23 protein-coding genes are annotated in these 21,398 nt (G+C 40.6%); 12 read left to right on the top strand and 11 right to left on the bottom strand.

Annotated features, from left to right (window positions below; translation table 11 throughout):
* The first annotated feature begins 223 nt into the window (after positions 1 to 223).
* Both L1264_RS04050 and L1264_RS04045 read left to right on the top strand, forming a co-directional pair.
* Positions 224 to 2,593: a TonB-dependent receptor domain-containing protein gene (locus L1264_RS04050; RefSeq protein WP_199526799.1), complete on the top strand. Its 2,370-nt coding sequence runs from the start codon at positions 224 to 226 to the stop codon at positions 2,591 to 2,593.
* Positions 2,594 to 2,712: 119 nt separating this feature from the next.
* Positions 2,713 to 3,621, top strand: a complete 909-nt coding sequence (locus tag L1264_RS04045; RefSeq protein ID WP_199526798.1) for an alpha/beta fold hydrolase — start codon at positions 2,713 to 2,715, stop codon at positions 3,619 to 3,621.
* Between the two features lie 76 nt (positions 3,622 to 3,697).
* Here the strand turns inward: L1264_RS04045 and L1264_RS04040 are convergent, their stop codons facing one another.
* Entirely contained in the window at positions 3,698 to 5,065 is a 1,368-nt protein-coding gene (locus tag L1264_RS04040; RefSeq protein WP_199526797.1) for an alkaline phosphatase PhoX, read from the bottom strand.
* A 372-nt stretch (positions 5,066 to 5,437) separates the two neighbouring features.
* Complete coding sequence (locus L1264_RS04035) at positions 5,438 to 5,887, bottom strand: Lrp/AsnC family transcriptional regulator (RefSeq protein ID WP_199526796.1); 450 nt, start codon at positions 5,885 to 5,887, stop codon at positions 5,438 to 5,440.
* Positions 5,888 to 5,985: 98 nt separating this feature from the next.
* Here L1264_RS04035 and L1264_RS04030 point away from each other — a divergent pair, with 98 nt between their 5' ends.
* From L1264_RS04030 to dps, 5 genes are all read left to right on the top strand, one after another.
* Positions 5,986 to 6,576, top strand: a complete 591-nt coding sequence (locus L1264_RS04030; protein ID WP_199526795.1) for a LysE family translocator — start codon at positions 5,986 to 5,988, stop codon at positions 6,574 to 6,576.
* Positions 6,577 to 6,698: 122 nt separating this feature from the next.
* The gene (locus tag L1264_RS04025; protein WP_235403667.1) at positions 6,699 to 7,871 is read left to right on the top strand and encodes a GGDEF domain-containing protein; all 1,173 of its coding nucleotides are present in this window, start codon (positions 6,699 to 6,701) and stop codon (positions 7,869 to 7,871) included.
* Between the two features lie 83 nt (positions 7,872 to 7,954).
* Complete coding sequence (locus L1264_RS04020) at positions 7,955 to 8,965, top strand: substrate-binding domain-containing protein (protein WP_199526793.1); 1,011 nt, start codon at positions 7,955 to 7,957, stop codon at positions 8,963 to 8,965.
* Between the two features lie 79 nt (positions 8,966 to 9,044).
* The gene (locus L1264_RS04015) at positions 9,045 to 9,464 is read left to right on the top strand and encodes a CBS domain-containing protein (RefSeq protein ID WP_054551886.1); all 420 of its coding nucleotides are present in this window, start codon (positions 9,045 to 9,047) and stop codon (positions 9,462 to 9,464) included.
* Positions 9,465 to 9,688: 224 nt separating this feature from the next.
* Positions 9,689 to 10,207, top strand: a complete 519-nt coding sequence (gene dps, locus L1264_RS04010) for a DNA starvation/stationary phase protection protein Dps (RefSeq protein ID WP_135925754.1) — start codon at positions 9,689 to 9,691, stop codon at positions 10,205 to 10,207.
* A 60-nt stretch (positions 10,208 to 10,267) separates the two neighbouring features.
* Here dps and corA read toward each other — a convergent pair whose 3' ends face one another.
* From corA to L1264_RS03990, 4 genes are all read right to left on the bottom strand, one after another.
* On the bottom strand, positions 10,268 to 11,224 hold the full coding sequence (corA, locus tag L1264_RS04005; protein WP_135925755.1) for a magnesium/cobalt transporter CorA: 957 nt from the start codon (positions 11,222 to 11,224) through the stop codon (positions 10,268 to 10,270).
* Positions 11,225 to 11,344: 120 nt separating this feature from the next.
* On the bottom strand, positions 11,345 to 12,574 hold the full coding sequence (locus tag L1264_RS04000; RefSeq protein WP_199526792.1) for a serine hydrolase domain-containing protein: 1,230 nt from the start codon (positions 12,572 to 12,574) through the stop codon (positions 11,345 to 11,347).
* Between the two features lie 28 nt (positions 12,575 to 12,602).
* Positions 12,603 to 13,217, bottom strand: a complete 615-nt coding sequence (locus tag L1264_RS03995) for a hypothetical protein (RefSeq protein WP_199526791.1) — start codon at positions 13,215 to 13,217, stop codon at positions 12,603 to 12,605.
* A 31-nt stretch (positions 13,218 to 13,248) separates the two neighbouring features.
* The gene (locus tag L1264_RS03990; protein WP_130050899.1) at positions 13,249 to 13,461 is read right to left on the bottom strand and encodes a helix-turn-helix domain-containing protein; all 213 of its coding nucleotides are present in this window, start codon (positions 13,459 to 13,461) and stop codon (positions 13,249 to 13,251) included.
* 230 nt (positions 13,462 to 13,691) lie between these two features.
* Here L1264_RS03990 and L1264_RS03985 point away from each other — a divergent pair, with 230 nt between their 5' ends.
* The gene (locus L1264_RS03985; RefSeq protein WP_199526790.1) at positions 13,692 to 14,342 is read left to right on the top strand and encodes a tellurite resistance TerB family protein; all 651 of its coding nucleotides are present in this window, start codon (positions 13,692 to 13,694) and stop codon (positions 14,340 to 14,342) included.
* A 45-nt stretch (positions 14,343 to 14,387) separates the two neighbouring features.
* Here the strand turns inward: L1264_RS03985 and L1264_RS03980 are convergent, their stop codons facing one another.
* Positions 14,388 to 14,636: a hypothetical protein gene (locus L1264_RS03980; protein ID WP_135925759.1), complete on the bottom strand. Its 249-nt coding sequence runs from the start codon at positions 14,634 to 14,636 to the stop codon at positions 14,388 to 14,390.
* A 159-nt stretch (positions 14,637 to 14,795) separates the two neighbouring features.
* Between L1264_RS03980 and L1264_RS03975 the strand changes: the two genes are divergently transcribed.
* Positions 14,796 to 15,242, top strand: a complete 447-nt coding sequence (locus L1264_RS03975; RefSeq protein WP_138556619.1) for a carboxymuconolactone decarboxylase family protein — start codon at positions 14,796 to 14,798, stop codon at positions 15,240 to 15,242.
* Entirely contained in the window at positions 15,235 to 16,005 is a 771-nt protein-coding gene (locus tag L1264_RS03970) for an AraC family transcriptional regulator (protein WP_199526789.1), read from the top strand. The genes L1264_RS03975 and L1264_RS03970 overlap by 8 nt, the downstream gene beginning before the upstream one ends.
* Here L1264_RS03970 and L1264_RS03965 read toward each other — a convergent pair.
* The 3 genes from L1264_RS03965 to L1264_RS03955 are packed head-to-tail and all read right to left on the bottom strand — an operon-like array spanning position 16,002 to position 17,616.
* On the bottom strand, positions 16,002 to 16,208 hold the full coding sequence (locus L1264_RS03965; protein ID WP_054560721.1) for a helix-turn-helix domain-containing protein: 207 nt from the start codon (positions 16,206 to 16,208) through the stop codon (positions 16,002 to 16,004). The two genes, L1264_RS03970 and L1264_RS03965, sit on opposite strands and share 4 nt — an antisense overlap.
* Positions 16,208 to 16,765, bottom strand: a complete 558-nt coding sequence (locus L1264_RS03960) for a DUF2975 domain-containing protein (protein ID WP_062565018.1) — start codon at positions 16,763 to 16,765, stop codon at positions 16,208 to 16,210. Before L1264_RS03960 ends, L1264_RS03965 begins: the two co-directional genes overlap by 1 nt.
* Positions 16,762 to 17,616 (bottom strand): alpha/beta hydrolase, encoded by an 855-nt coding sequence (locus tag L1264_RS03955; RefSeq protein ID WP_206769133.1) that lies wholly within the window; start codon positions 17,614 to 17,616, stop codon positions 16,762 to 16,764. Before L1264_RS03955 ends, L1264_RS03960 begins: the two co-directional genes overlap by 4 nt.
* A gap of 264 nt (positions 17,617 to 17,880) precedes the next feature.
* On the opposite strand from L1264_RS03955, the gene L1264_RS03950 reads away from it, so the two are divergent.
* Positions 17,881 to 19,029, top strand: a complete 1,149-nt coding sequence (locus L1264_RS03950) for a hypothetical protein (RefSeq protein WP_199526787.1) — start codon at positions 17,881 to 17,883, stop codon at positions 19,027 to 19,029.
* A gap of 35 nt (positions 19,030 to 19,064) precedes the next feature.
* On the opposite strand, the gene L1264_RS03945 is transcribed toward L1264_RS03950, so the two are convergent.
* Entirely contained in the window at positions 19,065 to 20,669 is a 1,605-nt protein-coding gene (locus L1264_RS03945) for a sensor domain-containing diguanylate cyclase (RefSeq protein WP_199526786.1), read from the bottom strand.
* 188 nt (positions 20,670 to 20,857) lie between these two features.
* Here L1264_RS03945 and L1264_RS03940 point away from each other — a divergent pair, with 188 nt between their 5' ends.
* A complete protein-coding gene (locus L1264_RS03940; RefSeq protein WP_199526785.1) occupies positions 20,858 to 21,397 on the top strand; it encodes a heme NO-binding domain-containing protein in 540 nt (179 codons plus the stop codon).
* Position 21,398 lies beyond the last annotated feature (1 nt).

The raw sequence follows: 21,398 nt of genomic DNA, 5'->3' as shown, positions 1-21,398 counted from the left end.
AAACAATATACCTCAATAACCTCTGCTAAGAGTATTTAATCTACAGCTCATTTGTAACACCGCATTAATTAGCTAAGAACCAAAACAACTCAACTAAAAATATTATTTAATGAGTTAAAACCCAAAAACCTAAATACGAATAATTATTGATTGTATTTTTAATTTGTGTACTATACGCACCGTTCCTCAAAAGGAAATCAACATAAAGAACTGGAAACCTACAATGAAATCAATAAAACCAAGCTTACTGGCACTTGCCATAGCAACACATTTTTCAGCCTTTGCTGATGACGCTAAGCCTAAACAAGATATGGAACGTTTAGTGATTACTGCAACAGGCTTTGAGCAAAAAGTTACCGAAGCACCTGCAAGTATTTCAATTATCACCAATGAAGATATTAAGTCTCATGCCTTCACCTCAGTGCTTGATGCTGTTCAGTATTTAGAAGGTATCGACATTGGTACAACTCGTGATAAAACCGGCCAAGGCAGTGTGAGTATGCGTGGTTTAACAGGTGAATACACCCTGTTACTCATTGATGGTAAACGCCAAAATAACCATGGCGATATTTATCCAAACAATTTTGGTGGCAACGCGTTTAACCACGTACCACCAGTTGATGCCATTGAGCGTGTTGAAGTTATTCGCGGCCCTGCATCAACGCTTTATGGTGCAGATGCACTGGGTGGTGTAATCAATATCATCACTAAAAAGCACACTGATAGCTGGAGCGGTGCTGTTTCATTTAGTCGTTCATTACAACAAAACGATGATTTTGGTGATGACATTACCACTGACTTTAGTGTGATGGGCCCGCTTATCAAAGACGTATTAAGCTTAGGTGTACGCGGCAGTGTTTACGAGCAACAAGCATCATCGCCAACATTTGAACCAGCAACCGATCCAAATGGTGTTGTTCATACTCGTTCATTAGGTTTTGGTAGTGGCGGTCGTACCGTTGATAACACCAACGAGCAGTATGGTTTTACTCTAACTTATACCCCGTTTGAGTCTCATCATTTACGTTTTGATTATGATAATTCAAGCCAAGTGTACGACAACACGCCAAGCTACGACATTGAATCAGGCACCATTACTTACCCTCTTGGCACTAAAGATAATATTGAATCAATTTGGCAAGACCGCCGCGGCCAAGTAAACCCGCGTGCAGGTTATGCAGCAGACCAAGAGTTTGATCGTGAATGGTGGTCATTCAGCTACGATGGCGAGCTTGATTGGGCAACGCTGAAGGCCTCGGTTTCTTATGTTGATACACAAAATAATGGCCGTACTTTACCACTGAGTGTAAGCGAGCGCTTAGAGCTGCAAGCTATGTACGATGGTACTGGCGAATATGAAGGAATGGACGAGCAAGCACGTAAAGACTTAGCCGAAGAAACTTTCCTACCACGCCCTGCACGCCCACTAGAAAGCAGCCAGTATACCTATGACTTACGCTTTGATATTCCTATCACAGGCAGCTTTGGTAGCCATAATCTAGCAATTGGTGGTCAATTAATTGATGGCGAGTTAAAAGACGGTGTATTTGGTCTTGAAAGTGACCAAGCAGGTAAAGTACAAGAGCAAAACATGTACTCAATCTTTGCCGAAGATAACTGGATGGCAACCGACAACTTTACCTTCACATTAGGCGCTCGTTACGATGATCATGATGTATTTGGTAGCCAAGTATCACCGCGCGTTTACGGTGTATATAACCTCTCTGACACTTGGACCTTAAAAGGGGGCGTAAGTACAGGTTATAAAACGCCGCAAACCACTGATCTTTACGACGGTATCACCGGATTTGGTGGTCAGGGCACAAGCCCATTTGCGGGTAACCCAGATTTAGAACCAGAAACCAGTGTGAACTCAGAAGTTGCACTTTACTGGACTTCGCTTGATGGCGATCACAACATCAATGTGACTTACTACAACACCAAGTTTGAAGACAAAATTGCCAGCGGCGACACTATTTTAAGCTGTGAGCAAACTAACGATGTACGCCCTTGTGTGAACTTAGGTCAGTACGATCAACTTGGCTACGATAGCTATAGCCAAAAAATCAATATCGACGAAGTAGACCTACAAGGTGTTGAAATTGCAGGCCAATATACTATCAGCAAAACAGTGTCTGTTAACGGTAACTACACCTGGACTGATAGCGAACAAAAGAGCGGCCCTGAACAAGGTCAGCCACTAACGAACTCCGCTGAGCACATGGCAAACCTTACCCTAAACTGGGAAGCGACTGACTTTATGAACCTATACCTACAAGGTGTATATCGTTCAGACCGTTACCGCGGTTGGGATAACGTGCACGACAAAGCGCTGTACTACAAAAACTACAACCTACTTAATTTAGGTGCGCAGTTTTATGTAAATGAGTACGTGCAAATCAATGCCCGTGTAAACAACCTATTAGACGAAGATTTCACCTCGTATAGCACAAGCTATACCGACCTAAATGGCGATGGTGAGTATGAGTACCTAACAGGTCGCGGTGTAATTAGTGAAGTCACATTCACAGACGACTACAACGTTAAAGATAAAGGCCGTAACTTCTGGATTGGCGTTACCGCTTACTTCTAAGAAAACTCCCTGAAAATAGACAGCATGCAGTCATGTGCTGTCTATTTTTCTTGCTGTCACTAAACTGCCAACTTCACACACTAAGCTGATGATACCTGCGTAAGCTTATTTGTCAGTCTATGGAACATATCCTTACAGCCAGCGGTATCAGTATTAGTTATCAAGATGAAGGCGATGAAAACGCGCCTGTGATCATCTTGATTATTGGCTTAGGTGCTCAATTTACCGTTTGGCCAGAGTCGCTTTATTTTGGCTTAGTCGAAAAAGGTTTTCGGGTTATTCGTTTTGATAATCGTGATGCAGGGCTATCTTCATCGTTAGATGAGTTAGGCAAGCCGAGTCTTGTAAAACATTGGCTTAGCCGCCGATTACCCATTCGTGCAAAACTGCCCTATTCGCTCGATGACATGGCTCGCGATGTAAAAGAATTAATGGATGCACTGGCTATCAAAAAAGCGCACTTAGTGGGGGCGTCGATGGGTGGCATGATTGCGCAAATTACCGCGGCAAAGTATAAAAAGCGCGTGCTGAGCTTAACTTCAATTATGTCAAGTAGCTCGCCGTTATCGTTTTCGGGTTCAAACATAAACCTATTAGTAAAGCTCGCTAAAATACGCCCTCGAAGCAGTAATAAAGAAGCCGCGATTGATTACAATGTTAAGCTCAACCAACTCATTGGCAGCCCAGCCTACCCACAAGATGAACACGCTTTATACGCCAACGCAGAACGCTATGTTGAGCGGGCCCACACAAATCAAACAGGCTTTAAACGTCAGCTTGCAGCCATTGCCGCAACGCCCTATCGTGAGCAACTTTTAAAGAAGATTAAAGCCCCCACGTTAGTGATCCACGGCAGTGCTGATCCTGTTATGCCACTGTCTGCGGGCATCAACACCGCTCTGTTAATAAAGCGCAGTAAGTTAAAAGTTGTGCCCGGAATGGGCCATGATTTTCCACCCGCTTTAATGAAAAAAATGACTAAATGGATTGCCAAGCATGCTAATAAAGTGAACTGTAAGAATAATTAGAATTCATGGCTATGCGGTCCAATTATATTATCAGCTTCCAGTAAATTGAGGCACTCATAAAAGAGTGCCTACAGAATTAAACACTAAACTGGTGCCATGGGCCTGTTATAGCTAGGGTTTTAGAAGGTGAGTAAACATTTACAAACAAGGTGCTTCCATCCGGTGAAAAACAGGCACCTGCCAGCTCGGTTTGCGCAACCAAACGGGCAAAATTATAAACTTGGCCTTGAGGTGTAACACCACGAAGATGGTTATCAACCACATCGGTGTATTGGTCTTCACAGACAATTAAATGCCCATTAGGTGACACGGTTAAGTTATCGCCAAAGTTGTAGAGGGTTTTGCTGGTACTTTCTACAAACAACGAGATTTTACCGGGTTGCTGTGCTTCTTTATCGGTGCCTTCAAATTCTGATGGTTGATATTTCATAACCTGACCAAGTTGTTTTTTACCACCATTGGTACAGCAAAAATAAAGCTCTTTATCACCCCAATGAATACCTTCACCGCGAGCAAACAGTGCCGCGCCTTGCTTGTATCCACGTAATCGTAAGTCGTCTTTCGGGCTTTCTGGGTTATCTAGATTTACCCACTCAACCTCAAGCTCTTGATGTAGCCTCATGGCTTTATTGTTCCAGTTACGGCTATCGAATTGTGGCTTACCTTTTACCACCATAGCCTGTAGTTGCCCGCCTTTATGCAGCTTGCCATATTCATTTGGAATAAAGCGATAAAAGACGCTATCACCTTTGTCTTCTGTTAAATAAACAATGCCTGTGCGCGGATCAACGGCAGCCGCTTCGTGGTTAAATCGACCCATGGCTTTTAATGGCTCAGGTTTAATTAAGCCTTTGCTATTTGCGGGTACTTCAAAAATATAACCATGATCTTGGTTAAATCCATCAGCTTTAGTATCGGTGGTTTCTTCGCACGTAAGCCAGGTGCCCCAAGGCGTGATACCGCCAGAACAGTTACGAATAGTGCCGACCAATGACAAGTATTCTTGCTCTTTTTGATGGGTTTTTAGGTTATAAATGATATGACTTGTGCCACCCGGTAACGCCACACCGTCACTGTTAGTATCAAAAGCCAGAGGTGTTTTATGATTGGCAATACTTGCTTCAGCTTTCGCTAAGTCTTTTGGCTTTAGCTCATGGTTTCGCACTAATGCAACACGGTCATTACCAAGCGCTAGACAGCCCATGCCATCGGCTTTATCGGGTACAGTAAAGCCATCAGACATTTTCTCACCTAGGCTTGAAACTACTTGATAACTAAAGCCCTCAGGTAAGTCGAGCAATTTATCTGGATCAGGAATTAACGGGCCAAAGCCGACAGCCGTTGTTTTTAAATCACCTAATGACACCTTTCCTATGGCACTTTTTGATAATCCTAAAAAAGCTAACGTGCCCGCCCCTACTAAAAAATCTCGACGTGAAACCATACTAACTCCAAGCTAAACCCAAGTTTATCATACAAATAAAATGGCATTATAAAGCAAAGAAACGATAAAAAGTTACATTATCACAATCTTCACGAAATTGTCATAAAGCTTGATTTTAGTGATTGAACCCGTGCAGCATTAAAAAATATTGATTTAGAGTTTTCGTAAAACGTGCTTTCTAGACGGCGCTTGCATTTAACACACGTTTTGAAAACTTACGTATAAAAGTTGAAGATGGCGACATGGTAGTCCCAATGACGGCTAACGTTTTGATGCAAATTCAGTAACTGAGACATGGCTATGTATCTGCTTATTGCTGCCTATGTGTTTTTATAAATCAGTAATAACAACTAAAAAGCTTAAACTCTGTCGTTATGCACGTTCATCTTTGGGTGATTCCATTACTACATGAGTTGTAATGGTGCGTACTTGTGGGATAGAGCCGATCACATCAGCATGAAACGCTTTATAAGACTTAAGATCTGCCGTCTCGACTCTCAGCAAATATTCAAACGAGCCAGTTACATTGTGGCACTCTTTTACTTCATCAATAAACTCAAGGGCTTGCTCGAATGCTCGCTGAGATACCGTTGAGTGCTCATTTAAACCAACCCCAACATAAGCGATAAATCCTAGACCCACAGCCTGATTATCAATAACCGCCCGATACCCCGCAATAACCCCAAGTTTTTCTAATTCTTGCACTCTACGAAGGCATGCCGATGGCGATAAACCCACTTTATCTGCCAGCTCCGCATTGGCAATTCGACCATTGCGTTTAAGCTCATGCAATATTCTGTCGTTAATTTTATCTTTTTTCATTTTATGTTGTGAACTCTGAATACATATAACAACATTAAGCGCAAAAATTGCGCTTAATTCAACTTATAATTGCATAAAATTAAAGTGGAGAGATAGCAATGAGTTTTGAAATTTTAACAGCCCTGGCGTTATTTGCCTTGGTGTCATCAATTACTCCTGGACCGAATAACTTAATGTTGATGAGCTCAGGTGCCAACTTTGGCTTTAAAAGAACCACACCACACTTACTTGGCGTGACGCTTGGCTTTATGTTGATGCTGGTTCTAGTGGGCCTTGGCATCATGCAACTATTTGATTTATTTCCACCAAGCTACTTGATATTAAAAGTGTTTTGTATTGCTTACTTACTCTATCTGGCGTTTAAAATTGCCACAAGTAGCGCTCAACAAAAAGCCAATAGTGAAAGTAAGCCGTTTACCTTTATTCAGGCTGCACTTTTTCAATGGGTGAACCCAAAAGCATGGGCAATGGCATTAAGCGCAGTAAGCTTGTATGCCCCAGACAAAAACCTCACCTCTGTGTTAGTAGTAAGCCTCGTATTTGGTTTAATTAACCTGCCATGCGTCAGCTCGTGGACTCTACTTGGCGAAAAGCTTCAACACTGGCTTGCCAGCCCAAAGCGCTTAAAAGCATTTAACTACTTAATGGCAATACTATTAATCGCTTCAGTGATGTTTAGTTTGTTTTAAATGAGCAAGATTTGCTAGGAAGTATTACGTACATAGCCTTTGGCAGTCGTATTTTAAGATTTTAAGATGAGAAATTTACCCTGTGCTAAGATTTATTTATCTAGATCTTTTCAGTGCGATTCATGGCTAGTAACGTAGAGAATTACTTTTACCACGGCTTTTTCGTCTTCTTACTTATTACGGTAGTAACCTGCTCCATTATAGCTACGCGCCTGATGCGCAGTAGTTTTAATAACCGCTCAATTTACCTATTTAATCTATTCTTTTACCTTGGTGTAATTGGCTTTGCATGGCTTTGGATCCAAGATCTATTCAACCTTGCGCCGAGCTTTCGCTCTGGTGTGGTGATTTATATGATCTCCATGACATTGCTGCAATTATCTATTTATAATCACGACGAACCCTGTCGATTTAATAAGATAATTATTGCTCATGGGGCTATTTTTTCTGTATTTGCCATCCTTACTCAAAATATTAACCAACTGGCCTTAGTCGAAGCTTGTTATACGTTAAGCGTGCTACCTGCACTGATTTACTACACAACAAAGCGTGCTGTATGTGAGAAAAATATAGGCAATACTGTGTTGTCGATGGCGCAATGTATCTTACTGTTAGTGCCCATTTCACAACTGAGTATCATTACCCATGAGCACAACTTAGCAACCCTTTATTCACTTACTGTAATTGCCCATGCAACCGTATTTGTTATGACAGGTCTTGGACTCATCACGACACTATTAGTTGACGAAAAGAAACGTTATTTGGAGCTGTCTTTAAAGGATCCGCTTACCGGACTTTATAACCGCCGCGGACTGCAATTTATTATCGAACAACAGCAATTATTCAGCCCGAACCAAACTTCTAGCCTTTATGCCTGCGTTGTTGATATTGATTACTTCAAGCAAATTAATGATAGATACGGTCACGATGGCGGTGATCTAGTACTCGAAGTGTTCTCTGATTTAATGAAACACCATTTAAAAAAAGAAGACTTATGTTGCCGCCTTGGTGGTGAAGAATTCTTACTGCTATTCTTTGCAGCCGACATCAGCTCAGCGAGACAATTTTTAGACAGCCTTCGTAAAACCATTGAAGCCAGTCAAATAGCTTTTCAAAAGCATCGTATATCGGTTACCGCTAGTTTTGGATTAACTAACTGGCAAGTAAATGACAGCTTTGAAAGCTTAGTGAATCGCGCAGACAAAGCGGTTTATGAAGCGAAAAATAATGGCCGTAATCGAGTCGAAATCAACACCCAAAACCAGAACAAAGAACCAAATAGACCAAATTGGTAAATGCTTTTGTATTAATCTTGTAAATTCAAACTCTACCACTATAATTAGTGCGTGCTTATACTTAAATTGCAATATGTAGTGCTATGTCTTTAAAAGTATTATTAAATTTCAAATTAAACTGGGTGTTTTTGTGCGCCAGTTTTTGGCTTTTTGCCCTGCCAATTCAGGCTAAATATGTGGTGGCTGTTGTGGGTAAAACCAAAAACGATAGCTTCTATCAGCAAGCCTTTAAAGGGTGTGAGCAATTTGCAAAACAGCATCTCGATTTTGAATGTATTTACGATGGCCCTAAAGACTTTCAAGATATTCGCACACAAGTATTAGTGATCACCGACCTCGTGCGCAGAAACAACATTAGTGGTTTATTAATCGCTACTACAGACTCTAATTACCTTGTTGAACGCGCTTTAAAAAAGCTTAAAGACAATAATATTCCTGTAATTACCTTTGACTCTGATTTGCTCGAAGATGATCAGCAGTATCGTTTAGCCTATGTGGGTACTAATAATTTTGATTATGGTGTGGCCTTGGGGAACGAACTAAAAAAATTCACTGACAAAGAAGTTAACCAAGTCTGTATTCAATCCGGACATTCCACAACACCTAATTTAAACAAACGCATTGAAGGTGTTCGTTATGCGTTATCAGGGCAAAAAGATAAACGCTTAACTGGTGAAAATGGCTGGAGTGAATTTGACCGCTGCCCTTTATATAGTTTAGGAAAACGTGAAGTATCACTGGGTCAGCTCGACAAACTACTTAATATTGAAAACCCACCACTATTTTTAGCTGTAGCAGGTTTTGCCCAATTTAATCCTAACTACGCAAAAGTGATTGCTAAACAGAAACAACGTATTGCCAGTAAAGAGGTGGTCATTGTTTCTGCCGATACAGAACAAATGCAATTAGAAGTATTAAAACAAGGATTATCATCGGCTAATATTGGTCAAAATCCATTTGAAATGGGACGCCTGTCTGCCGAATTGATGTATCAATACCTAACAAAAGGTGAGCGACCAGCCAAGTCTCACTATTACCTAGACTTTCATTATTGTCAGCAAAGTAATGCAGGTACATGCACAGTTAATCACTAAAACTTTGATCTCACTAAAGTGCAAATAAGTCGATAAGCGCTAGACTTACCACAGCTTGATTAATTGTAAGGATTTAGCCATGACACACCTAGTTAGTGATTTGATGACGCCAGACCCATTCGCCATTAGCGCGCAAAATACCCTGCATGACGCGCATAATCTAATGAAAGAGAAAAATGTCCGCCATATTCCAGTGATCAATGAGCACGGTGGTTTAGTTGGCATGTTAACGCAAAAAATCATGATTGCTCAGGTAATGAATATCATGGCGAATTACAGCGCCAGCGCCCTTGAACGCAAAGAAAAGCAAACTAAAGTGGTTGATATTATGGCCACTGATTTTACCAGTATCTCGCCAGAGCAGCCGCTACACGAAGTTGCTAAGTTTTTTGTTGAAAATCGTCATGGCTGCATGCCTGTGGTTGATAAAGATAACAACTTAGTGGGAATTCTAACCTCATCTGACTTTGTTCGTTTAGCGGCGGCATTACTTTCTTAAGTCGTAAATTTGTATCTGCACACTGAATTTTTTACAGAAGGTGTGCAGAGTTTTCATACTCATACCTCATCACAACCACTCCACCTCAAAACAAAATAAAATTAACCCTATAAATTCAACTAGTTAACAAAATTCCATTTTAGGCACAACGTTTGCTTCTACCTAATCAAGCGCGCTTTTAAACTAAAAGCGAAAGGAAATTTATAGATAATCTCGGAGGAGTAATGAGTAATTCATCATCAAAAATCGCAGAATTTACAGCACCCGGTGTTAAAGACCAAGCTGCAGCTGACACGATTGCAATTTTAGACCAGCGTATGGTCGCTTTAATCGATTTACACCTCACTTTAAAACACATTCACTGGAATGTTGTTGGTCCTAACTTCATTGGTGTACACGAAATGCTAGACCCACAAGTAAGCGCAGTGCAAGAGATGACTGATACGATTGCAGAGCGAATTGCAACCATGGGCGGCGTACCTGTTGGCACACCGCAATCAATTGTAGATCGTCGTACTTGGCAAGACTACTCAATTGGTAAAGGTTTAGTCACTGACCATCTAACAGCGCTTGATAAAGTGTATAACGGCGTTAATAAAGATCACCGTGCAGCTATCGAAAAGCTTGCTGAGTTAGACCCAGTTTCTGAAGATATGATCACCGGTCAACTGGCTGATCTAGAACAATTCCAATGGTTTGTTCGTGCGCATATCGAATCGTCTACTGGCGAATTGAAAGGCTAAAACCGCAAAGTCTATCCGAAGACCCCTTGCCCAGCATTTGCTGGGCTTTTTTATGCTTTGCTACAGCCAACCTTTATGTTTAAAGAACAAATAAGGTGCAAAGCCAGACAACAACATGATGCCAATCGCAAACGGGTAACCCCATGCCCATTGCAGCTCAGGCATGCTATTAAAATTCATGCCATAAATACTGGCAACGACGGTCGGAGGTAAAAACACCACAGAGGCAATTGAGAAGGTTTTAATAATTTGGTTTTGTTCGATATTAATAAAACCCTGAGTCGAGTCCATTAAGAAATTCACCTTATCAAACAAAAATGTACAGTGAGACATTAGGGTATCAATATCGAGTACAATTTCACGTAGTGACTCGCGGTCTTCAGTTGGTGCACCTAAATGACGCAGTAAAAACGAAATATTTCGGCGCGTATCCATCAAACATAATCGCACCTTACCGTTGTTATCTTCAAGGCGCGAGATCCGGCTGACGGCTTCTTCTAAATCTGAGTCGTCCTCTTCAAGTACATAGGCACTGAGTTTTTCTAACTGGTGATGCATATCTTCAAGCATATCAGCGTGGTTTTCGACTTTTTGGTCAAACAGAGTCACTAAAAGTTGCTTGGGATTATCACACGCCACTTGCCCTTTACGAGCGCGAAGTCGTAATAAACGAAAATCGGCTAATTCATCATCGCGGATTGTCAGCAAACAGTTGTCTTTTAACAAACAAGCCACGGTCACCGTATTAAAGCGCCCTTCATTTGGTGACATAAAAAGCGCATGCACATGTAGGCCTTCGTGGTCGATAAAACAACGGGAAGATGCCTCGATTTCTTCAACATCATCAGCACCGGGTAAGGTGATATTAAGCGTGCTTGCCAGCGCTTGTCGCTCTTCTTCAGTCGGATTTATGGTGTCAATCCAGTGGGCATTTTTAATAGAAGTAACAAGAGGCGTATCTGCAGCTGGCTCAGTTTCTGTGATCACACCTTGGTCTATAGAAAAAAAACGTAACATTTGCCCTACCCTGATAAATCAATTTAAAACAAATACTATAGCTGTTCACGTTAATGAACAATGACAATGCAACGAATTAAAAGGTAAAGTAGAAAATAATTAAGACCTTACATCATTTACTTATTTCGCTTTTTTGAAACGCACAATAATCATACCTATGAAGATGATGACAAGGCCTATTAAGCAAGGTACAAAAGCGCTTTGCAGGGCAACATCAAACGCTAAAAAGTCGGGGTAACCGGTTTGCCAAAGCGTCCATTCATACCCGAGTTTTGATGCAATATGTTCACCACCGCTGCTAAGTACGATGATTGCATCATTGTTATCTGGGTTGATGCGAAGTGTGCTATTTATTGCTGGCTCATTCGCGCCATCATGACCAAACACAAAATCTCCCGATGCTGTTGGTGCATAAAGCATGGTACCAAGCCCCCAAATTGGTGCGCCTAAGCTAATAGCCAAAGGCGCTCGCATAGTGCTAATCATTTGTGAGCTTAACTGTCCTTTTTGAGGTGATGTTAATGCGTTAACTAAAGCGATTAAATCATGGCTACTTGCCAGTAAACCTGTTGCCGCTGCCGATGCGTATTGAAAATGCCCAGCAGCTTGCCCGCTATTATCATAAGCAGGTGCGATGCTATCTAACTCGCTAAGTACATCGTAACTGGCATCAGTCATGTTAACTGACTTAAAGACGTTATCATTCATCCAAGTTGCAAAGCGTTGATTGGTTTTCTCTTCTACCAGCAGCTCTAGCATCAAATAGCCGCCCCCAGAATACTGAAAATCGCCCACAGGCTTGGTGACTTTAATTTCACGCACACCCGTTGATGATAGCGGCTTGTTTAGCGACTCAAGCAAGCTTGGTACGGTTTCATTTAGCTCAATATCAGCAAAGCCTAAACCATCACCAAGTCCCGCAGTATGCGATAACAGATGTGCAATGCTAACTGGTTGATTATCAAACTCTGATTCAGGTAACTGCCAACCCGTCAGTTGCTCATTAATCGCGTGATCTAAACGGATTTGCTGCTGCTCTGCCAGACTCATCACGCCATAGGCAGTAATAAATTTACTGAGTGATGCCACTGGGAACAGAGTATTGGCGGTTATTTCATCTTTGCTTTTAGAGTAATCTTGAAAAACCACTTGGCCATTTTCAATCAAAACATAAGCTATGTTTGCGTGTTTGTTGGCAATCAGCGCCTGACTGTTGGCAATAAATTGCTCAGTGTTGCCCGTTTCGGCGATGGGTTTTAAAAACCAACCACTAACACCACCATACACACAGATTGCAGCCCAAACAGATGACAAAAACAGTGTTAACAAAATTGTTTTAAACCAGCTCATACTCTATACCTTGTATTACAAAGCGACCTTAAACTACTTCGATTTGTTCAGGTTTTCTGATAAAGAACACCATTAAAATTAATAATGCTGCTGGGAATAAGAACACATTCAAATAAGCAAAAATAACCGTTAGCTGTAAGATACACATCAGTAACAGTAGAATAGAAAACACCGTTAGCAACGACGACATTCCATGGCGTTTTGTTAGTAATAACGCAGCGGTGATCAACCCCACTAGCGCATACAAGCCTAAACTCCCAGCCGAGACCACCATGGCAATAATTGAAATACTTTCAACCACATCGCTCGATGCTTTTTCGCCAGCAACGGCAAGATAAACATCGCATAACACAGTGGCATGAAAAGCCAATACCAGCACGGCTAACACACATAACAAGATGCGAACGCCTTCAACATCAAACATATCTTTTAGTGCCTTGCGTAAACTCAGGTACACATAGATTTCAAGTGCACCAATGAGTACAAACACAAGGTCTGAAAAGTTTAAGCTTTGCAAATCGAGCTTAAGCGCTTCGCCTAAGCCATCAAGTGTTTCGCCAAATACTGAAATCCAGTACATAGGAAAAATTATGGCAAGTAACCCCGCTGCTATGCCGGGTAGTAAATAGTCACGGTTGAGCATACGCCCTCCAAAATCCTGTTTCGTTGTAAAGTTATTCGCTATCGCGTTCGTACACCAAAATATCGCCGGGTTGGCAATTAAGCTCTTCACAAATAGCTTCAAGGGTACTAAAGCGGATCGCTTTCACTTTTCCGTTTTTTAGTAATGATAAATTGGTCATAGAAATACCAATGCGCTGAGATAGCTCCTTCAGCTGCATTTTGTTCTTTGCCAATTCTATATCTAGGTTGATTCGTATTTTCATAGCCTAAAAAGTACGCAATGGATTTATGATTGTCAAACTTTATTTTACGATTATCATAAAATAAAAAATGAAAAGCATAATTAACACGTTTGTATTTAACTCCGTTTTAAGACTAAAAACCCAGTTAAATCAGCTGTAGGTTCATTCATTGTTGTTTTTTGTAACACTTCTCACATTTTCTTTTCGGCGCGAATCACCTAACCTGAGAAAACACATGCAAGGAGAGAACAATGAAAGACTTACAAAAATTAGTGGGTAATTTAAATAAATCAGGTGCGCTGAGTGGTTTTTTAGGAGGTGTTGCTAGCGGCGGACTAACGAGCTTAATGGGCGGAAAAACTAAAAAGAGCAGTAAAAAAGCCGTAAAATATGGTGCGCTTGCTGCTGTTGGTGGCCTTGCTTGGAAAGCCTATAAACAATACTCAGAACAAAAAGCGGCTCCAGTTCAGCAAACGAGTTCACGTGGTTTTGATTTTACCCCCGCTACGCTGCCTGAGCAGTCATTTACTGATGCAATCGACGATAATCACAGTGATGGGCAATTATTACTCATGCGCGCTATGATTGCAGCCGCCTATGCTGATGGCCACATTGATGAAACGGAAAGACAAAAAATTTTCGCACAAGTAGAAACAATGCAATTGTCTGTGCAAGAAAAGGCCATGCTGTTCGATGAGCTAAGAAAACCAATGCAACTATCAGAATTAGTTGCCGCTGTGCCAAACGCACAAATGGGTATTGAAGTCTATGCAGCCAGTGCCAGCGCAATTGATTTAAGCCAAGCAATCTCTAAACACTACTTAGATACGCTGGCTAATCAATTATGTATTCCTAGAGAATTGGTAATGAGCATTCATAGAGAACTTGCCGAGTACCAATAAAAATGGGGCCTACTAGCCCCGTTTTTAGTATTAAGCCTTTGCTAATTAGTGCGGTTTTTTAGTGCCGTAACGCACCATATCTTTACCGTTTTCATACACATCATTGCTTACGTAACGGCCAAGTAAAAGTTGATGTTTATCATCAAGTACCGCGATAAATGGGCGGCCATCACTATTGTTGGTTGCAAGGGCTACACCGGTTACATTCTCAAGTCCTAAACCGCCATTTTCAACTAGGCGTAAAAACGTTTCTAATTCGTCTAATGTTTCAATTACATCGTTATCGTTAATCATCTCAAATACTCAGTGATTGCTAATGGGCGTAGCATAGCAGGATTAAAAATAAGGTGCGAACCAGTGCGTAAATTTGCCACCATAAATGTCGTTTTTTTGCAATATTTCGCCTATTGCCATCGTTACACTTATTGCTCTTCAAACAGCTTAGGAATCACCATGAACCGAGCCAATTATTTTGCTTTACAACCTCAATTAACAAAACATCTAATTGATCAAGAACAGTTAATTAAACAAGCAGCCGAGGCAACTTTCGGCTTAACGACTTGGGAGCTAGTGAAATTAAGAGTATCCCAGCTAAATCAATGCGCGTATTGCATTGCTATGCATACCAAACAAGCCAGAGAGTACGGTGTAACTAACAACCGTATTATTGCTTTAAGTGCTTGGCAAGACATGCCAATTTACTCACAGCACGAGCGACTAGCCTTAGAATTGTGTGAAAAATTGACACAAGCACACACCATTGATGATACTTTCTACCAGACCCTAGAAAATCAATTTACAGAGCCAGGCTTGGTTGCACTCACCATCGCTATTAACGCGATTAATAGTTGGAATCGTGTAGTGAAGATATTTAAGCCTACTGTGGAGTTTAATGAATAACCATTTAACGCTAGAACTAAAAACCCCAGAGGGCAATCTTGCCGAGAGTATACAGGCTATATGGTATGCCAAAGCACACTTAGCAGGTGAACAATGGCTGGCTTGTGATGGTGCAACTGGGGTTATTTTTCCCGTTACAGGTGAAGTTTTATTGGATGATGAATCTCTTGCGCATCCCTATGCATTTCAACAAACCTCAACTCATGCTTCTAAGCTCAGCTTTTCTAAAGGTGCTCAATTTTGTGGTATTCGCTTTAATCCAACCGTATTGCCAGAGCTAAAAAGAAACGACCATCCGCTGATTGCTACGCCTTCACTGTGCGCCATAGCTGAAGGCCTGCAAGATAACGCCAGCTTAGCAGCGTTTGTTGCGCTTATTAGTCGCCACTTTACTAATAATAAAAACATTAACCGAAGTAACAAACACTCAAAACACTTAATCCGTAACCTTATTGAGTTAACACCACTTGAAACCGCTTATCAACTTGCCCCTCTCAGTCAACGCCAGCTTGAAAGGCAAGTAAAGGATCAATGCGGTGTCACCCCTAAGTATTTTGAGCGAATATACCGGGTAAAACTTGCTAAACAAGCGATTAAAGATAACCCCGAAATGAGCTTTGCAGATATTGCACTTGAGTGTGGCTTTACCGATCAGCCTCATTTAATCAAAGAATTTAAAGCCATAATGCACATTACCCCGGCAAAATACCGCAGATTACTGAAAGACTCTCAAACAAAACAAACAAAGCTCATTTTGCGTTAGTCATCCTCAAAACGCAAAATATCACCAGGCTGACAACCTAAGTGCTTACAAATTGCATCTAAGGTCGTAAAGCGCACAGCTTTAGCTCGTCCAGCTCTAAGAACTGATAAGTTTTGTGGCGTAATACCTATCGCTTCAGCTAATTCTGCAGACTTCATTTTTCGCTTAGCTAACACTACATCTAAATCAATAATAATCGCCATTAAATCACTAACTCTTGCTCTTTTTGTAGCTGCTGCGCTTGACCCATGATCCAACCAATAACATAAATAATTAATCCCATCACTAAGCCTATAATATCAGTATCTTGTATAGCCACGACCCTTCCGATATCTGATCCTGTTGCCAAGTTAAGAAGAGTTATAAGTAGTGACGGGTAGCACACAACTAGTGCAAATTGCGCCAATAATACGCCACCTAACCATTTAAAACATTGTATATTTTCAATAGCGAAGAAGGATCCACGTCGGTAAAGCAAAAATAACCGAATCAAAATTATGTTGATCAGAATAAACGGTAGCAATTGCACAAGACCAAGCCATAAAACACTATCAAAACCATGCTCATTTAATGTTTGTGCTACTCCTTGCCAAGAGCCGCTGACTTCAAGACCAATCCACATATGCGCACCATTACTTTGTGTAAAACTTAAAACATTACTGTCACTGAAAAGCACAATAATGCTTGTTACTAACAAGCTAATAAGCGTAAAAAATAGCAGGCTTAGGATAAACGAACTCATCCAAACAATTTTTTTCATGACGATTTACTCAGTGTTATTTGTTTTAGAAGTTGCTCATAATGAGTCGCTAACTGCTTACCTGTTAACGCATTAGAATGGTGCTTCCCTTTTGCAATGTAAATCTGCTTTTGCTGAGATTTTGCATGTTGATATAGTGACTTAGCTAACTCAGGTGGAGTTTGAGTGTCTTTTTCACCGGTAATTATTAATAGCGGTGCTTGATAAACTTGTAACGCTTTTAAATTATCGACTTGTTTAATCCCTTCACTAAACTCAACACTAACAAACGGTTTAGCAAACCACGGAATTCGTGCTGCTGTCATCTGTTCAACATTTGTCACACTCCCTTCAAGTACCAGAGCATCAACGTTACGCTGACTGGCAAGATAACCGGCAATCATACTTCCTAAAGAATGACCATGGATCACCACAGGCAAAGTATTTAGGTCTGATCTGCTTTTTACATAATCAAATACCTGTAATGCATCAGCTTGCAGATTAGCTACGCTAGGTACTCCAGAACTAAGCCCATAACCACGATGATCCATCATTAAAATATTAACTTGAAAAGGTAAAAGTAGCTTGGCAGGTTCCCCACCTGCGGCACTAACGCGAAACTGGTTACCACCGAAGTAAATTACCGTGGCACGAGCATCTGCAACTTTAATAAGGGTACCCTTAAGTCGAGTACCCTCATCGGTAGTTAAAGTTATCTCCAGTGTTTTGGCGGTGGCATTAACACTTTGTATTTCCTGCATCGTTATTTTTTTATCAGGGTATAAAAAGTGAGACTCCTCAACCTTAATTGTCGTACAACCAGTTAATAACAGCACAATCAGCGAAACCACCGCAATAGAACCAAATTTCATTTTCACGATCCTTCTAGTAAAAAAACTACTATGGCACTAGATAAGTTAAAAAACAAACTAAAATTACCGAAAAACGATAATTAATTATTTAATATCGAACATTAAAAGCCCTTCCTTTGAGAAATAACTTTGATCAAAAGCGCTATCTCCTTTAATTCATTATTTTTCAAATTCTGTGTTGAGCGATTTTATTTGCGCTCGGCATTTATCCATAGGATAGTTAACGCAAGCCTACTAAACGTGCTGTAACTAAATAGGATAATCATGAAAAAAGTTTTACTTGCCACCAGCTTAATCGCCTCGTCATTTACTGCATTTGCAGCCAATTTAACCGTTGAAGAACTGCGTATTGAAAAAGCCAGCAAAGCCATGCCAAAGGTGTTGAGTGCTTTTTCTGATCAAGTGAATCAATTTGAAAAACAGTGGCAAGCTGCCGCCAGCTATCAGCAAGCAAGTGATCTTATTGATGATTACGCTAAACAATTATGGCGCGATGCCAAAGCACGTATCATTAAAACCAATAGCTTCGACGACCGTGAACTGTATTGGGCGCGTTTACTTTCAAGCAAGATTATTCGCAGTGCTAAACCACAGTTTGCAATCACCGACAGTGAACAAACCGCATTATTAACAATGCTTGAAAATGGCAGCCGTGGCCGCACCGACCTTGATTACAGTAAAAACACCGACAAACGCATTTTAATTACCGGTTTTGATCCATTCTTACTTGATCGAAATATTAATCAAAGTAACCCATCCGGTGTTGCGGCATTATTACTTGATGGCCAAGTTATTAATTACAATGGCATTAGTGCTGAGATCAATACTGTGATGGTACCAGTACGCTACGAAGACTTTGACCAAGGTATCATCGAGTCATTACTTGCGCCGTATTACGCACTTAATAATGTTGATATGATTGCCACTATCAGTATGGGCAGCAAAGACTTTGATCTTGAACGCTTTCCTGGTAAACGCCGCAGTGTAACGGCGCCCGATAACGCCAATATTGTTTATGGCGGTACAGCCACTGCACCAAAAATTTCAAGCCTGAATGATCGCCCTCTTCCGGGTAATGAGTTTGTGACTTTTAGCTTACCAGTTAAGCAAATGCAACAAGCCAAAGGGCCATTCCCAATCAACGACAATAATAAAGTTGTGACTCTAGAAAAAGCATTTGAGCCAAAATCACTTAAAGAGTTAGAAGGTGCGATTGCGGTTAAAGGTGGCGGTGGCGGCTACTTATCTAATGAGATTTCGTACCGCAGTATTCGTCTTCGTGATGAGCTTAATTCAGACATTCCTACAGGGCATATTCATACCCCACGTATTCAACAATTTGAACCAGAAACAGAAGCTAAAATTGTTAAGCAAATTAAAGCCATGCTAGAGCACAGCTTAGTTGCAATTTAAAGCGTGAAGCTCAGCTATAAAGCAATAGCTGAGCTTCACCCTGCAACACAGCAGTTGCGGCTTTGCTTTTTCGCTTTATAAAGCGCGTCATCCGCTATTTTAAACAAGCTATCTGAATCAAACGCCTCATTAGCAGCCTTACTGGCAACACCTATCGATAAAGTAACAAACTTAACGTCACTTCGTCCTTCATGCACAATAGCTGCTGACTCTACCGCTTTACGAAGTGTCTCAGCAACACCAAGCGCTCTCTTTGCATCGGTGTTACTAAGCACCATTACAAATTCTTCGCCGCCATATCGAGCTACAAAATAATCCTCGGGCGCTGCTATAGTCATTAAAACTTTGGCCACTTTACACAACGCTCTATCACCCTGTTCATGGCCATAATAGTCGTTATAGAGTTTGAAGTGATCAACATCAGCTACGATAAATGATACTGCGGTCTCTTCACATTGCGGATCATTAGCAAGATCTTCTAAATGCTTATCCAATGCTCGACGATTTGCCAGTAAAGTCATTGCATCTGTATTACTGATTTGCTCAAGTTTTGCATGGCGCGCAAACAGTTCAGCGCGCTGTGTTTCAATTAATGCGAACAGTTCATTAATACCTTGTCCTAACTGGTGTAATTCATTGTCACCATGGTAATTAGCACGGATACTAAAATCGTTGTTACTGATTGCCGAATATACCGACACTTTCACTTTACTAAGGGGGCGTAAAACTTGTTGATTAATGTAAAGATAAAACAATATAAACACAGAACCAGATATCATTAATCCGGTTAGCAAAGAACTATCAAATAAATTTTTATCATAGGTATGTTCTCTGGTAGGAATTGATAATACAAACAGAAGGTTAGAATATTTATCTTCAACACCAATATAGAGTTGATCATTGTAAGTGATCGGCTGAAAATCTGTATTTTTTTTGCCAAAAACTGTGGTTAAATAATCAGAGTAACGTTGTGCTTCCTCACCTTCGTGATAGCCAATATCCTCGGCAAGCCCGGGCGTTAAAGTCTCAATAAATGCTTCATCAATAAAACTCCACAACATTAAAGAGCCGGTCGGTTCGCCCAATCCATCTGACTTAGTAACATTATAAGACACAGTTAATGCAGGCTTGTTATCAATTTGTATAAAGTGAACTTTAGAAATTAATGGCTCTGATTGACTATTCAAATCACTCGGTAAAACAATCAAATCATTATCTATCAGTAGTTTTGGTGTCTCAAGAATGACTGGAGAATAGGCTTGGTACTCATTGTCAAAGCTTCCTCCTGCAATAATTACAGCTTCAGTATCGTACAAATACCAACCATTAACGTCTAATCGTTGAAGCGCATCTGCAATAATATAATCATTGTTGAACCAGTCTGCATTGCGCTCTTTGGCTGCATTATACATGACGTCCCAAGCCGAGCTGTCGAACACCATTTTCGATAAAGCATCTATTTCTTGTTGTAGTTGTGATTGAACTCGTTGAATATCAATTTTGTCGTTTTGCTTAGCCATTGCCTCGAAAGAGGGCAAAATCCAAAAATGCCTAATAATGGTCTGCGCACCTAAAATAGCAAAGCAAGCAAAGGTAAAAGCAAGAAGTAAACGTTTTTTCAGTCTCGTTCCTATAACCATAAAGCAGTGCACCAACCACAAAAGAACAACTTAAGTACTACCAGTATAATCCCCTTTTGCCTGTTTGCTTGTTAGTCAGCTAATAATCTGTCAATAAAGGATAAAGTACGATGCCCCTTACTCATATGAAATTGTAAATCTAATTTTTACATCTAAACTCTTATTATGAGGAATCGTTAGATTTACGCATGAAAGGTATTATTTTTACTGAATTTATAGATATGGTTGAACATGAGTTCTCATATGAACTAGTGGATAAAATAATCACAGAAAACTCACTGTTCACTGATGGTGCTTATACGAGTGTGGGCAACTATGATAATAAAGAATTGATCATGCTAGTCACTTCACTAAGTAAACATATTGATAAGCCTGTTGATGAGCTTGTACATGCCTATGGTAAGTACCTGTTAGGTCGCTTCTTTGTATTATTCCCACATTTTTTCAAAAACGTCAGTAACACCTTTGACTTCCTTGATACTATTGACCGTCACGTTCATATCGAAGTCAAGAAGCTATACAGTGATGCAGAGCTGCCAAGCTTTTGGACACAACGTATTAGTGATACACAAATGCAAATGTTCTATCGCTCATATAACCCTTTTGCTTGTTTAGCTGAGGGGTTAATCGAAGGAGCATGCGAACATTTTAATGAAACATTGACCGTTAAAAGTGAGATTGAACCTGATTATCAATCGGCCATTTTTACCCTAACAAAAGTAATCTAGC

It is taken from the genome of Pseudoalteromonas sp. APAL1 (genome assembly GCF_021532475.1).
GTDB classification, from domain to species: Bacteria; Pseudomonadota; Gammaproteobacteria; order Enterobacterales; family Alteromonadaceae; genus Pseudoalteromonas; species Pseudoalteromonas lipolytica_C.
Note: the sequence above shows the minus strand (reverse complement) of the source record. Positions and strands in the feature narration are given on the sequence as shown.

Bases quoted from the DNA above. Each gene is read 5' to 3' on its own strand.
- L1264_RS03960 (WP_062565018.1), bottom strand. From the start codon at position 16,765: ATGAAAAAAATTGTTTGGATGAGTTCGTTTATCCTAAGCCTGCTATTT.
- L1264_RS03970 (WP_199526789.1), top strand. From the start codon at position 15,235: ATGAATAACCATTTAACGCTAGAACTAAAAACCCCAGAGGGCAATCTT.
- L1264_RS04050 (WP_199526799.1), top strand. From the start codon at position 224: ATGAAATCAATAAAACCAAGCTTACTGGCACTTGCCATAGCAACACAT.
- L1264_RS04000 (WP_199526792.1), bottom strand. From the start codon at position 12,574: ATGAGCTGGTTTAAAACAATTTTGTTAACACTGTTTTTGTCATCTGTT.
- L1264_RS04035 (WP_199526796.1), bottom strand. From the start codon at position 5,887: ATGAAAAAAGATAAAATTAACGACAGAATATTGCATGAGCTTAAACGC.
- L1264_RS03995 (WP_199526791.1), bottom strand. From the start codon at position 13,217: ATGCTCAACCGTGACTATTTACTACCCGGCATAGCAGCGGGGTTACTT.
- L1264_RS03950 (WP_199526787.1), top strand. From the start codon at position 17,881: ATGAAAAAAGTTTTACTTGCCACCAGCTTAATCGCCTCGTCATTTACT.
- dps (WP_135925754.1), top strand. From the start codon at position 9,689: ATGAGTAATTCATCATCAAAAATCGCAGAATTTACAGCACCCGGTGTT.
- L1264_RS04020 (WP_199526793.1), top strand. From the start codon at position 7,955: ATGTCTTTAAAAGTATTATTAAATTTCAAATTAAACTGGGTGTTTTTG.
- L1264_RS03965 (WP_054560721.1), bottom strand. From the start codon at position 16,208: ATGGCGATTATTATTGATTTAGATGTAGTGTTAGCTAAGCGAAAAATG.
- L1264_RS03990 (WP_130050899.1), bottom strand. From the start codon at position 13,461: ATGAAAATACGAATCAACCTAGATATAGAATTGGCAAAGAACAAAATG.
- L1264_RS03980 (WP_135925759.1), bottom strand. From the start codon at position 14,636: ATGATTAACGATAACGATGTAATTGAAACATTAGACGAATTAGAAACG.
- L1264_RS03955 (WP_206769133.1), bottom strand. From the start codon at position 17,616: ATGAAATTTGGTTCTATTGCGGTGGTTTCGCTGATTGTGCTGTTATTA.
- L1264_RS04030 (WP_199526795.1), top strand. From the start codon at position 5,986: ATGAGTTTTGAAATTTTAACAGCCCTGGCGTTATTTGCCTTGGTGTCA.
- L1264_RS03985 (WP_199526790.1), top strand. From the start codon at position 13,692: ATGAAAGACTTACAAAAATTAGTGGGTAATTTAAATAAATCAGGTGCG.
- L1264_RS04015 (WP_054551886.1), top strand. From the start codon at position 9,045: ATGACACACCTAGTTAGTGATTTGATGACGCCAGACCCATTCGCCATT.
- L1264_RS04045 (WP_199526798.1), top strand. From the start codon at position 2,713: ATGGAACATATCCTTACAGCCAGCGGTATCAGTATTAGTTATCAAGAT.
- L1264_RS04040 (WP_199526797.1), bottom strand. From the start codon at position 5,065: ATGGTTTCACGTCGAGATTTTTTAGTAGGGGCGGGCACGTTAGCTTTT.
- L1264_RS03975 (WP_138556619.1), top strand. From the start codon at position 14,796: ATGAACCGAGCCAATTATTTTGCTTTACAACCTCAATTAACAAAACAT.
- corA (WP_135925755.1), bottom strand. From the start codon at position 11,224: ATGTTACGTTTTTTTTCTATAGACCAAGGTGTGATCACAGAAACTGAG.
- L1264_RS04025 (WP_235403667.1), top strand. From the start codon at position 6,699: ATGGCTAGTAACGTAGAGAATTACTTTTACCACGGCTTTTTCGTCTTC.
- L1264_RS03940 (WP_199526785.1), top strand. From the start codon at position 20,858: ATGAAAGGTATTATTTTTACTGAATTTATAGATATGGTTGAACATGAG.
- L1264_RS03945 (WP_199526786.1), bottom strand. From the start codon at position 20,669: ATGGTTATAGGAACGAGACTGAAAAAACGTTTACTTCTTGCTTTTACC.